Origin of the sequence: Streptomyces sp. NPDC058662 (assembly GCF_042716255.1) — a bacterium.
Classification (GTDB): Bacteria; Actinomycetota; Actinomycetes; order Streptomycetales; family Streptomycetaceae; genus Streptomyces.
Map to the genome: position 1 here is coordinate 2,000 of NZ_JBHXRU010000135.1, position 11,952 is coordinate 13,951.

The window sequence follows — 11,952 nt, forward strand, 5'->3', positions numbered from 1 at the left end:
TGGCCCGCCCGTTCCTCGCGCCGGGGGCGGGGGCGGGGGCCCGGGGGCCCTGCCGGTCCCGGGACGGCTCCCCGCGCCTCAAACGCCGGCGAGGCTGGATGGGGGCTCCGCCCCTGGCCCCGCGCCTCAAGCGCCGGCGAGGCTGAGGGGTCGGGGCTCGGCCCCTGGCCGCGCGCCTCAAGCGCCGGCGGGGTTGAGGGGTCGGGGCTCCGTCCCTGGTCCTGTGCCTCAAGTGTCGGCGGGGGGGAGGGGGCGGGGCTCGGGGTCGGGGTCTCGGGTGGCGGGGCCGTGGGGGGAGTGGCCGATGTGAGGTGGGTGTGGAGGGGGGTGGCGGCGCGGCGGGCGTCGCGGACGGAGAGGGGGAGGGGGGACCAGCCCGCGAGGCGGCCGAGCGCGACCACCGGCGGGTACACCGGCGAGACCGCCATGATCTCGGCCGGCGGCCCCAGGACGGGCGCCGCGCCCGGAGCGGGCAGCAGCAGCACCTGGTCCGCGTACTGGACCACGCGCTCCAGCCGGTGCTCCGCCATCAGCACCGTCGTGCCCAGGTCGTGGACCAGGCGCTGGAGGACGGCGAGCACCTCCTCCGCCGCGGCCGGGTCCAGCGCCGACGTCGGCTCGTCCAGGACCAGCACCTTCGGGTGCGGGGTCAGGACCGAACCGATCGCCACCCGCTGCTGCTGCCCGCCGGAGAGCGTGGCGATGGGGCGGTCGCGCAGCTCGTTCAAACCCAGCAGGTCGAGGGTCTCCTCCACCCGGCGCCGCATCACGGCCGGCGCCAGCCCCAGGGACTCCATGCCGTACGCGAGCTCGTCCTCGACCACGTCCGTCACGAAGTGGGCCGGCGGGTCCTGGCCGACCGTCCCCACCACGTCCGCCAGCTCGCGCGGCTTGTGCGTGCGCGTGTCCCGCCCCGCGACCGTGACCCGGCCGCTGAGCCTGCCGCCCGTGAAGTGCGGGACCAGCCCGGACACCGTCCCCAGCAGGGTGGACTTCCCCACACCCGAGGGGCCGACCAGGAGCGTCAGCTCACCCTCGGGGACCACCAGGTCGACGCCGCGCAGTGCCGGGCGGGACGCGCCGTCGTAGGTGACGGACACCTGCTCGAAGCGGATCACTGCGACGCCTCCTCGGGCGGTACGGGTGCCACGAAGGCGGGCACCAGGCCGATCATGATCGCGGCCGCGGGCCACAGCGGCAGCGCGGGCGCCACCAGCGGCACCACGCCCGGGTGCAGGCCCTGGGGGTCGAGGGTGCCCGCGTACCCGAGGAGCGCGGCGACCGCGGCGCCCGCACCGGAGACCAGCCAGGCACGCGCCCCCCAGCGGTCGGGCCGGTACCGGGTCCGTACCGACCGGCGGCCGCCGAGGCGCAGCCCGGCGAGGGCCAGTACCAGGCCGATGCCGAGGACGGGCAGCCCGTACGCGGCCCCCTGCGCGGCGAGCAGCCCGTACGTGCCCGCGCACAGGCCGAGCAGGCCGCCGAGGGTGAGGACGTTGGTGGTGTGGCGGACCGCGGGCGGTACCGAGGCGGTGCGGCCGTACCCGCGGGCGTCCATGGAGGCGGCGGTGGCCACGGAGCGCTCCAGCGCACCCTCCAGGACCGGCAGGCCGATCTGGAGGACCGCCTTCACCCCGCCGGTGGGGCGGCCGCGCAGGCGGCGGGCGGTCCGCAGCCGGACCACGTCGGCGACCATGTTCGGCGCGAAGGTCATGGCGACGACGACGGCGACACCCGCCTCGTACAGGGCGGCCGGCAGCGACTTCAGCAGCCGCGCCGGATTGGCGAGCGCGTTCGCGGCGCCGACGCAGACGAGGAGGGTGGCCAGCTTGGCACCGTCGTAGAAGGCGAAGACCAGTTGCTCGGCGGTGACCCGGCCGCCGAGGCGGACACCCTGCGCCCAGGCGGGGAGCGGGATCTCCGGGAGCGTGAAGAGGGTGTGCGAGCCCGGCACGGGGGAGCCGAGGAGCATGGAGAACAGCAGGCGCAGGCCGATGACGAAGAGGCCGAGCTTGAGGAAGGCCCCGTAGGACCGGGCCCAGGGGGCGTCCGTGCGGCGGGCCGAGACGACGTAGCCGGCCACGCCGATGATCAACCCGAGGAGCAGCGGGTTGGTGGTGCGGGAGGCCGCGGTGGCCAGGCCGAGGGCCCAGAGCCACCACGCGCCGGCGTGCAGCGCGTTCCCGCGCGTGGCCTGCGGCGGCCGCCAGCCCGCCCGTCGGGGGGCCGCCGGACGCCGGCCCCCCGGGCGGGGGTGCGGGACCGGCGTCGGGGCGCCGCCGTGCGCGAGCCGGTCCCGGGACGGGGTCAGGGGCGTCATCGGGTGCGGCGGCGGGACTGCCGGACGGCGGCGGCAGCGAGGACGAGTACCGCCGCGACGCCCGCCAGCAGGCCCGCCGACGGGCCGCCGCCGGTGTCGCCCCCGGCCCCGGGAGCGGGGACGGCGGACGCCGGGGCGTCCTCCATCGGCTCGCCGCAGCCCTGCTCGGGGTAGCCCGACACCGCGCACAGCAGCGCCGCGCCGTTGTAGCGCAGCGGCTTCGCCACCGCTGCCAGCGCCTCGGCCGCCGTGGCCTGCGGCGCCACTCGGGCGCACGCCGTACGGGGCTGCTCCTGCGGCGGGGCGCCGCCGGCCGGGGCGTCCGCCGGGGTGCCGAAGTCGATGACCAGCGCCACCCGCTTGGTGCCCGGCGCGGCAGCGGTTGCCCCGCACACGGCCTGGAAGTCGGCGGCTGCGCGCGGCTGCGCCGCCACGTCACCGGCGTCCTTGCTGACCGCGAAGCGGAAGCCCTGGACGGAGCCGTCCGCGGGGCGGGCCATGGACGGGCCCAGCGTGGCGTAGGTCCAGTTGCCGCCCGCGCCGTCCCAGAACGACCAGTAGCGGTAGCTCGATGCCAGGGCCGGGGCGGCGGCCAGCAGCGCGAGGACGACGCCGACGGCCAGCCCGAGAACGGCCGGCCCGAGGGCGGGCAGGCGCGGCGCGGTGCGCGGGAGGAGCGGGCGGCGTCCCATCAGAGCTGGTTCTTCTTCCGGCGGCCGCTGAGCAGGATGCCGATGCCCACGCCGGCCGCGGCGCCCGCGCCGATGATCCACCAGACGTTCTGGCCGCCCGAGTCCTCGGCGCCGCCGCTCTTCACCTCGGTCGCCTCGGTGTCCGCGCCCTGCGGGGCCGGACCGGTGGCGTTCAGGGCCGCGACGAGGTCGGTGCCGCCGAAGGACTTCGGGTCGGTGCCCGTCGCGTGCGCGGCCAGGATCAGGGTGCCGAGCGCCGCGGGGCTGCCCTTGGACCACTGCGCCGAGTTGCCCTTGAGCCACTCCAGCGCGCCCGTCGCCGACTGCCTGTGGCCGGCCGCGGCCAGCGCGATCACGGCGTCGGCCGTGTTGCCGGTGTCCGCGGTGGGCTGGTCGGCGCCCGGGGTCACCGCGGTGAGGTGGCCGTCCTTCTTGAGGGCCTCGGCCAGGTAGCCGGCCGCGCCCTGGGCGGCGGTCGCCGGGTCGGCGGCGCCCGCCGGGCAGGCCAGCGGGGCGGCGGGGGTGTCCGTACCGGACGGGACGACGACGGCGCCCCGGCCCAGGCCGGCCAGGGTCGCGGCGGCCGTCGCGTCGGCGTTGGCGAGCAGCTTGCCCTCGACGGGCTGGTACGCGAAGGCGCCGCGGTCGGCGGCCGGTTCGGCGGCGCAGCCCAACTGGAAGGGGAGCAGGCCGTCGTAGGCCGACTTGCCGGCCTTGGAGCGGACCTCGGCGGGCTTCTCGCCCGCCGCGGCCAGGGCGCTGATCACCACGGAGGTGGAGCTGGCCTCGCTCGGGGTGCCGGGCACGTAGGCCCAGCCGCCGTCCTCGTTCTGGACGGACCTCAGCCAGTCGACGCCCTTCTTGACGGCGTCGTCGTGGCCGCCGACGGCCTTCAACGCCTGCACGGCCACGGCGGTGGCGTTCGTGTCGAGCATCGTCGCCGCGTCGCAGGCCGCGCCCGCGTCCGCGCGGAACGAGGCGAAGCCGCCGTTGGCGCACTGCTGGCCGGTCAGCCAGTCGACGGCCTGCTGGGCGGGCTTGAGGCCGACGGTGTGCTGGGCGAGCAGCGCGAAGGACTGGCGCCACACGCCGTCGTACGTCGGGTCGTTCTTGCCGAACAGCCCGGAGGGGACCACCGGCGCGGCGGAGGGGGAGGCGGGCGGGGCGGTGTCGGCGAGGGCTGCGGGGGCGGCACCCACGCAGAGCACGGCGGAGGCGGCGAGCGCGGCGGCGCTGCGGCGGACGTTCATGGGGGCGGGTGCCTCTCGTGCTGGGGAACGGGAGGCAGGCACGCGCAGGCACCGGGCTCCGGCTCCGTGTACCTCGACGGTGCCGGCCGCCGGAGGACCCGGCGGCACGAGCCGCGCACCTCCGCGACGGGGCAGTCCGGCTTCCCGCCCCGGCGGTGCCGGAAGGGGTCACGGTTGCGGGTCAGCGCCGGAATCTCACCGGCTTCCCCCCGTACGGAAGTGTGGACGACGGGCTCACTGTACCGGCCCGTAGCCCGCGTGCCGGGTGGCGCGGGGCACGTGCACCCCTTACCGGCTCGGGCCCCCGGGCTGCCCGGGGCCGGCGTCCGCGCAGGTCCCGGGCGGGTGGGCGGGGCCGGGCGGGCCGGCGTCCGCTTCCCTCCGGGCGGGCGCCCCGGCCGCGCGGTCACAGTGCGCGGTAGGACACCGGGTCGCTGCCGGGGACCGCTTCGGCGCGGCCCTGCTTCACCAGCCGGCGCAGGTGCGCTTCCGCCTCCGAGACCGCGATGGTGCGCGAGCCGTAGGGGATCTGCTCCCAGGGGCGGTTCCACTCCATCCGCTCCGCCAGCCCCCAGGGGGTCAGCGGCTCGGCCAGCAGCCCCCACAGGCCCGTCAGCCGTTCCTCGTGGTGCTCCAGCAGCTCCCGGACGCGGGCGGGGGCGTCGGTGAAGGGGTGCTGGTGCGCGGGGAGCACTTCCGCCGGGCGCAGGCGCCCGATGCGTTCGAGGGAGTCGAGGTAGTCGCCGAGGGGGTCGGTGACCCGGGTGTCCTCGGGATCCTCGTACAGGCCGATGTGGGGGGAGATGCCGGGGAGCAGGTGGTCGCCGGAGAAGAGCCGGCCGTTGCCGGGGAGGTTCGCCGGGTGCCGCTCCTCCAGGTGCAGGCAGACGTGGCCGGGGGTGTGGCCGGGGGTCCAGATCGCACGCAGCCGGCGTCCGGCGAGGGGGAGCAGCTCGGCGGGGACGATCTCCCGGTCGGGGACCGCGGCCCGCAGGCCCGGCAGGGTCCGCAGGCGGCCGCTCGCGCGGGCGGCCCGCAGCGGGGCGAGGTGCTCCTCGGGGGCCCCGGCGGCGGCGAGCTTCTCGCTCATGTAGTCGAACCAGACGCCGGGCTCGGCGGCGCGGGTGCGCACCACGACCTCGGTGTCGGCGGCGTGCATGGCGATCCACGCGCCGGAGGCGGCGCGGACCCGGCCCGACAGGCCGTGGTGGTCGGGGTGGTGGTGGGTGATGACCACGCCGTGGACGTCGGCGATCGCGATGCCGAGCGCGCCGAGGCCCGCCACGAGGGTCTGCCACGACTCGGGGTCGTCCCAGCCGGTGTCGACGAGGACGGGGCCCCGGTCGGTGTCGAGGACATGGACGAGGGTGTGGCCGAGCGGGTTGTCGGGGATGGGGACCTTGATGCCCCATACGCCTCCACCGTGGTCGGTGACCTGCGGTGTCACGTGTGCCGTGTCCTCTGGCATGAGGCTCCCCTGTCCGCTGACGAGAACTTGTTTCAGTAGTAGCCCAAGTCGACCATCATCGGGCTCCGCTGACCAGTCGTTGGATGTCCTGGCTGTTCCGTCCCGGCCGTGGACTCCTCCAACTAGAACTGGTATCAGTTCTGGAACGCCAAGCCGCAGGAGGCAGCAGCCATGACCGAGCTCGTGGAACACGGACAACTGTTCATCGGCGGGGAGTGGACGGATCCGCTGGGCACCGAGAGGATCCACGTCGTCTCCCCCCACACCGAGCAGGTCATCGGCTCCGTCCCGCACGCCTCGGCGGCCGACGTGGACCGCGCCGTCGAAGCGGCGCGCAGGGCCTTCGACGAGGGGCCGTGGCCCCGGATGGGCCTGGAGGAGCGGATCGCCGTCGTCTCCCGGATCAAGGACGCGATAGCCGTCCGGCACGAGGAGATCGCCCGCTCGATCAGCTCCCAGAACGGTTCCCCGTACTCCTGGAGCGTCCTCGCCCAGGCGCTCGGTCCGATGATGGTCTACGACGCCGCGATCACGGTCGCCCGCGCCTACCCGTACGAGGAGCACCGCCAGGGCGTCCTCGGGCCGATCCTCGTGCGCCGGGAGCCGGTGGGGGTCGTCGCCGCCGTCATCCCGTGGAACGTCCCGCAGTTCGTCGCGGCCGCCAAGCTCGCGCCCGCCCTGCTCAGCGGCTCGACGGTGATCCTCAAGCCGTCCCCGGAGGCGCCGCTCGACTCCTACATCCTCGCCGACATCGCGCGGGAGGCCGGGCTGCCCGAGGGGGTGCTGTCCATCCTGCCCGCCGACCGCGAGGTCAGCGAGTACCTCGTCGGCCACCCCGGGATCGACAAGGTCGCCTTCACCGGCTCGGTGGCCGCGGGCCGGCGCGTGATGGAGGTCGCCGCGCGCAACCTCACCCGGGTCACCCTCGAACTCGGCGGCAAGTCGGCCGCCGTCGTCCTCCCCGACGCGGACCTGGAGACCGCCATCGCCGGGATCGCGCCGGCGGCCTGGATGAACAACGGGCAGGCGTGCGTGGCCCAGACCCGCGTACTCGCACCGCGCAGCCGGTACGAGGAGGTCGCCGAGGCCCTCGCCGCGGCGGCGGGCGCCCTGGTGGTCGGCGACCCGCTGGACCCGGCGACCCAGCTCGGCCCACTGGTCGCACGGCGCCAACAGCAGCGCTCGCTCGACTACATCCGCATCGGCCAGGAGGAGGGCGCGAAGATCCTGGCGGGCGGCGGCCATCCGGCGGGACAGGAGCGCGGCTGGTACGTCGAACCCACTCTCTTCGGCGACGTCGACAACTCGATGCGGATCGCCCGCGAGGAGATCTTCGGCCCGGTGGTGTGCCTGATCCCGTACGGGGACGAGGCGGAGGCGGCGCGGATCGCCAACGACTCCGAGTTCGGCCTCAGCGGCAGTGTCTGGACCGGCGACGTGGAGCGCGGCATCGACTTCGCCCGGGGGGTGCGCACCGGCACCTTCAACGTGAACACCTTCAGCCTCGACATGCTCGGCCCCTTCGGCGGCTACAAGAACAGCGGCGTGGGGCGGGAGTTCGGGCCGGAGGGCCTGGGCGAGTACCTGGAGCACAAGATGATCCACCTGCCGGCCGGGTACGGGGCGGGCGCCTGATGGGCGACCGCTGGCAGGTCGAGGTGGACCGGGGGGTGTGCATCGGCTCGGGCATGTGCGTGAACCACGCCCCGGAGGGCTTCGCTCTCGACACGGCCCGCCAGTCCCACCCGCGCACCCCCGAGACCGACGCGAACGAACCGGTCCTGACGGCGGCGGAGGGCTGCCCGGTGGAAGCCATCATGATCACTCTGGCGGCGACGGGGGAGCCGGTGTTCCCGCCGGAGGAGTAGGAGGCGCGACGGCGCGGCGGGGACCGCCACGGCGCGGCGCCCCGCCGTCCCCGCCCCCCGTTCGCCCGCGCCCCGCCGCGCCGTCCCTCCGCGCACCGGCACCGGCGCAATCAGGCCTTTTCCGGGGCCGTCAGGTCGATCAGGCGGCAGACCGTCTCGATGTCGATCTTGACCTGGGCGATCGAGGCCCGGCCGGACAGCCAGGTGATCAGGGCCGAGTGCCAGGTGTGCTCGATGACCCGGACCGCGGAGAGCTGCTCCGCCGTCGGCGGGGCGTCCAGGCCCATCGCGTCCAGGATGATCGCCGTGGTCAGCCGGGAGACGGTGTCCACCTCCGGGCTCACGCTGCGGTCCGCGAAGGTCAGCGCCCGCACCATGGCGTCCGCCAGGTGCGGTTCCCGCTGGAGGGCGCGGAAGGCGCGCATCAGCGTCTCGGCCACCCGGGCCGCCGGCTCGTCACCGGCCGGCGGGCGCTTGCGGAGCGTGGTGTGCATGTGCTGGAGCTGGTCCTGCATCGTGGCGACCAGCAGGTGCACCTTGGAGGGGAAGTAGCGGTAGAGCGTGCCCAGCGCCACGCTGGAGGACTCCGCCACCTCGCGCATCTGGACGGCGTCGAACCCGCCCCGGCTGGCCAATTGCGCGCTGGCGTGCAGGATCCGGCGCCGACGCGCCTCCTGGCGCTCCGTCAGGGGAGGGGACGCCGATGTGGTGACGGCCTTCGCTTCCGCTGTCATGTATCCCGTTCCATGGCGTTCCGTGTCGTTGCCGGTCCAGTGCGGGGTGGGGCGGGGTCCGGTCAAGGTCGGTTCCGGACCGTTTCCGGGCCGGCTCCGGACCCGTTTCCGGGCTGATCGGGGGCCAGCATGGCAGGCGCCCGAGCCGTGGCGCGAATCACCTGCTCCGCCTCTTACGGTGTAGTTTCCGGCCGGTAGATTCAATGGTCTTCGACGGATCAAGTCTGAAACTTGTTCTACATTATCCGAGCGGTTACGCTCCGGCGAAAAGTGCAGGGAGAAGGGGGCCGAGAGTGACCGCTGAGGCCATGGTGACGAGCCCTTTCGCGGGTTCCGCCACCGACGGCGACCGCCCGCTGCGTATCGCACTGCTCACCTATAAGGGGAACCCGTTCTGCGGCGGCCAGGGCGTCTACGTCCGGCACCTGTCGCGCGAGCTCGTACGCCTGGGGCACTCCGTCGAGGTCATCGGCGCGCAGCCCTACCCGGTCCTCGACACGGGCGCCTCCCTCACCGAGCTGCCCAGCCTGGACCTCTACCGGCACCCGGACCCGTTCCGCACGCCCAAGCGCGGCGAGTACCGGGACTGGATCGACGCCCTCGAAGTCGGCACGATGTGGACCGGCGGCTTCCCCGAACCGCTGACCTTCTCGCTGCGCGCCCGCCGCCACCTGGCCGCCCGCGCCGGAGAGTTCGACGTCGTCCACGACAACCAGACGCTCGGCTACGGCCTGCTCGCCGACCTCGGCGCCCCCCTGGTCACCACGATCCACCATCCCATCACCGTCGACCGGCAGTTGGACCTCGACGCCGCGACGACCCGCGCGAAGCGCGCCTCCGTGCGCCGCTGGTACGCCTTCACCCGCATGCAGGGCCGCGTCGCCCGCAGGCTGCCGTCCGTACTCACCGTCTCCGGCTCCTCCAAGCAGGAGATCGCCCAGCACCTGGGCGTCCGCGACGAGCGCATCCACGTCGTGCACATCGGCGCCGACACCGCGCTGTGGTCCCCCGACGCCTCCGTCGCCGAGGTCCCGGGCCGCATCGTCACCACCTCCAGCGCCGACGTCCCCCTCAAGGGGCTCGTCCACCTGGTCGAGGCGCTCGCCAAGCTGCGCACCGAGCGCCCGGACGCCCACCTCGTCGTCGTCGGCAAGCGCGCCGAGGAGGGCCCGGTCGCCCGCGCCATCGAGGCGTACGGGCTCCAGGACGCCGTCCGCTTCGTCAAGGGCATCACCGACGCCGAGCTCGTCGACCTGGTCCGCAGCGCCGAAGTCGCCTGCGTGCCCTCCCTCTACGAGGGCTTCTCGCTGCCGGCCGCCGAGGCGATGGCCACCGGCACCCCGCTCGTCGCCACCACCGGCGGAGCCATCCCCGAGGTCACCGGCCCCGACGGCGAGACCTGCCTCGCGGTGCCCCCCGGCGACGCGGGGGCGCTGGCCGCCGCGCTGGGCCGGCTGCTGGGCGACCCGGAGCTGCGCGCCCGCCTCGGAGCCGCCGGGCGCGAACGGGTCCTGGACCGCTTCACCTGGTCCAGAGCCGCCGAGGGCACCGCCGCGCACTACCGCGCCGCCATCGAGCGGGCCGCCCGTACCCGACGTACGCGGTGACGGGCGGGACCTGCCGTACCCGGTGACCCGCCGCACGCGGTGAGTGCCCCGATCCGCCCCGATCCCGTCTCCCGCTCGTATCCCGACCCCGTTCCCCCTGATCACCCCCGCGACCGCGAAGGCAGGACCCCGTGCTGACCGTCGATTTCTCCCGGTTCCCGCTCGCCGCAGGCGACCGCGTACTCGATCTGGGCTGCGGCGCAGGCCGGCACGCCTTCGAGTGCTACCGGCGCGGCGCCCAGGTGGTCGCCGTCGACCGCAACGGCGAGGAGATCCGCGAGGTCGCCAAGTGGTTCGCCGCCATGAAGGAGGCCGGCGAGGCCCCGGCCGGCGCCACGGCGACCGCCATGGAGGGCGACGCCCTCGCCCTGCCCTTCCCCGACGAGTCCTTCGACGTCGTGATCATCTCCGAGGTGATGGAGCACATCCCCGACGACAAGGGCGTCCTCGCCGAGATGGTGCGCGTGCTCAAGCCCGGCGGACGCATCGCGATCACCGTGCCGCGCTACGGCCCGGAGAAGATCTGCTGGGCGCTCAGCGACGCCTACCACGAGGTCGAGGGCGGCCACATCCGCATCTACAAGGCGGACGAACTCCTCGGCAAGATGGAGGCCGCCGGCCTCAAGCCGTACGGCACGCACCACGCGCACGGTCTGCACTCGCCGTACTGGTGGCTCAAGTGCGCCTTCGGCGTCGACAACGACAAGGCGCTGCCCGTCAAGGCGTACCACAAGCTGCTGGTCTGGGACATCATGAAGAAGCCGCTGGCCACGCGCCTCGCCGAGCAGGCCCTGAACCCGGTCATCGGCAAGAGCTTCGTGGCCTACGCGACCAAGCCGCACCTCCCCGTCGGCGCGACCCAGTGAGCTCGCCCGGACGCACCGCACCCGAACACCTCGTGCTGGACGGTGTGCTGACGGCCGAGCAGGCCGCCCTCACCGTGGCCGGCATCCTCGCGGCCCAGCGCGAGGACGGGGCCATCCCGTGGTTCCGCGGCCACCACCTCGACCCGTGGGACCACACCGAGGCCGCCATGGCGCTGGACGCCGCCGGCGAACACGAGGCCGCCGAGCGGGCGTACGCGTGGCTGGCCCGGCACCAGAACCGGGACGGCTCCTGGTACGCGGCCTACGCCGACCGGCCGGACGGGGTGGACACCGCCGAGCCGCAGGACGCGAGCCGGGAGACCAACTTCACCGCGTACATAGCCGTCGGTGTCTGGCACCACTACCTGTCGACGGGCGACGACGCCTTCCTCGACCGGATGTGGCCCGCGGTGTACGCGGCCGTGGAGTGCGTGCTCGCGCTCCAGCAGCCGGGCGGCGAGATCGGCTGGAAGCGGGAGCCCGACGGCACACCCGTCACGGACGCCCTGCTCACCGGCTCCTCCTCCATCCACCAGGCGCTGCGCTGCGCGCTGGCCGTCGCCGAGCACCGCGAGGAGCCGCAGCCGGACTGGGAGCTCGCCGCGGGCGCGCTCGGACACGCCATCCGCCGCCATCCGGAGCGGTTCCTCGACAAGAACCACTACTCGATGGACTGGTACTACCCGGTGCTGGGCGGGGCCCTGACCGGGGCCCAGGCCAGGGCACGCATCCAGGAGCGGTGGGACGAGTTCGTGGTCCCGGACCTGGGTGTGCGCTGCGTCCTGCCGAACCCGTGGGTGACGGGCGGGGAGTCCTGCGAGCTGGCGCTCGCGCTGTGGGCGACCGGGGAGTCGGACCGGGCGCTGGAGATCCTGCGCTCCATCACCCACCTGCGCGCCGAGAACGGCATGTACTGGACGGGGTACGTGTTCCAGGACAAGGCCGTCTGGCCGGTGGAGCAGACGACGTGGACCGCCGGCTCGCTGCTGCTCGCCGTCGCGGCGCTGGGCGGTGACGAGGCCACGACCGAGGTGTTCGGCGGGACCTCGCTCCCGGCCGGGCTGGAGCCCGACTGCTGCGGCTGAGTCCGGACGGCGCGCCGGCCCTGGCGCACATACGGCGGCCGGGTCCGCCACCCCCCGGAGGG

The 11,952-nt window shown here is 74.7% G+C and carries 11 protein-coding genes and 1 riboswitch; of the genes, 5 read left to right on the top strand and 6 right to left on the bottom strand.

The annotated features are described in order from the left end of the window. The 5 genes from ACFWUQ_RS29080 to ACFWUQ_RS29100 form a co-directional block, all read right to left on the bottom strand. Positions 1-1,118, bottom strand: a 1,118-nt coding sequence (locus ACFWUQ_RS29080; protein ID WP_384543947.1) for an ABC transporter ATP-binding protein, incomplete at its 3' end; no start/stop codon positions are given. Then, positions 1,115-2,320, bottom strand: a complete 1,206-nt coding sequence (locus tag ACFWUQ_RS29085; RefSeq protein ID WP_384543949.1) for an energy-coupling factor transporter transmembrane component T — start codon at positions 2,318-2,320, stop codon at positions 1,115-1,117. The genes ACFWUQ_RS29080 and ACFWUQ_RS29085, both read right to left, overlap by 4 nt. Next, entirely contained in the window at positions 2,317-3,012 is a 696-nt protein-coding gene (locus ACFWUQ_RS29090) for an SCO2322 family protein (RefSeq protein WP_384543951.1), read from the bottom strand. Before ACFWUQ_RS29090 ends, ACFWUQ_RS29085 begins: the two co-directional genes overlap by 4 nt. Continuing rightward, entirely contained in the window at positions 3,012-4,262 is a 1,251-nt protein-coding gene (locus ACFWUQ_RS29095) for a prenyltransferase/squalene oxidase repeat-containing protein (RefSeq protein ID WP_384543953.1), read from the bottom strand. Before ACFWUQ_RS29095 ends, ACFWUQ_RS29090 begins: the two co-directional genes overlap by 1 nt. Before the next feature lie 129 nt (positions 4,263-4,391). After that, positions 4,392-4,471, bottom strand: a riboswitch (cobalamin riboswitch). Positions 4,472-4,668: 197 nt separating this feature from the next. Next, entirely contained in the window at positions 4,669-5,730 is a 1,062-nt protein-coding gene (locus ACFWUQ_RS29100) for an MBL fold metallo-hydrolase (RefSeq protein WP_384543955.1), read from the bottom strand. 171 nt (positions 5,731-5,901) lie between these two features. Between ACFWUQ_RS29100 and ACFWUQ_RS29105 the strand changes: the two genes are divergently transcribed. After that, the gene (locus ACFWUQ_RS29105) at positions 5,902-7,365 is read left to right on the top strand and encodes an aldehyde dehydrogenase (RefSeq protein ID WP_384543957.1); all 1,464 of its coding nucleotides are present in this window, start codon (positions 5,902-5,904) and stop codon (positions 7,363-7,365) included. Then, a complete protein-coding gene (locus ACFWUQ_RS29110; RefSeq protein ID WP_384543959.1) occupies positions 7,365-7,598 on the top strand; it encodes a ferredoxin in 234 nt (77 codons plus the stop codon). Before ACFWUQ_RS29105 ends, ACFWUQ_RS29110 begins: the two co-directional genes overlap by 1 nt. 110 nt (positions 7,599-7,708) lie before the next feature. Here the strand turns inward: ACFWUQ_RS29110 and ACFWUQ_RS29115 are convergent, their stop codons facing one another. After that, positions 7,709-8,332: a TetR family transcriptional regulator gene (locus ACFWUQ_RS29115; protein WP_384543961.1), complete on the bottom strand. Its 624-nt coding sequence runs from the start codon at positions 8,330-8,332 to the stop codon at positions 7,709-7,711. A 293-nt stretch (positions 8,333-8,625) separates the two neighbouring features. Between ACFWUQ_RS29115 and ACFWUQ_RS29120 the strand changes: the two genes are divergently transcribed. The 3 genes from ACFWUQ_RS29120 (at position 8,626) to ACFWUQ_RS29130 (ending at position 11,890) form a co-directional block, all read left to right on the top strand. Then, on the top strand, positions 8,626-9,939 hold the full coding sequence (locus ACFWUQ_RS29120) for a glycosyltransferase family 4 protein (protein WP_384543963.1): 1,314 nt from the start codon (positions 8,626-8,628) through the stop codon (positions 9,937-9,939). Between the two features lie 131 nt (positions 9,940-10,070). Next, positions 10,071-10,805, top strand: coding sequence for a class I SAM-dependent methyltransferase (locus ACFWUQ_RS29125; protein ID WP_384543965.1), 735 nt, complete (start codon positions 10,071-10,073; stop codon positions 10,803-10,805). Next, complete coding sequence (locus ACFWUQ_RS29130) at positions 10,802-11,890, top strand: prenyltransferase (protein WP_384543967.1); 1,089 nt, start codon at positions 10,802-10,804, stop codon at positions 11,888-11,890. The genes ACFWUQ_RS29125 and ACFWUQ_RS29130 overlap by 4 nt, the downstream gene beginning before the upstream one ends. Positions 11,891-11,952: the final 62 nt, after the last annotated feature.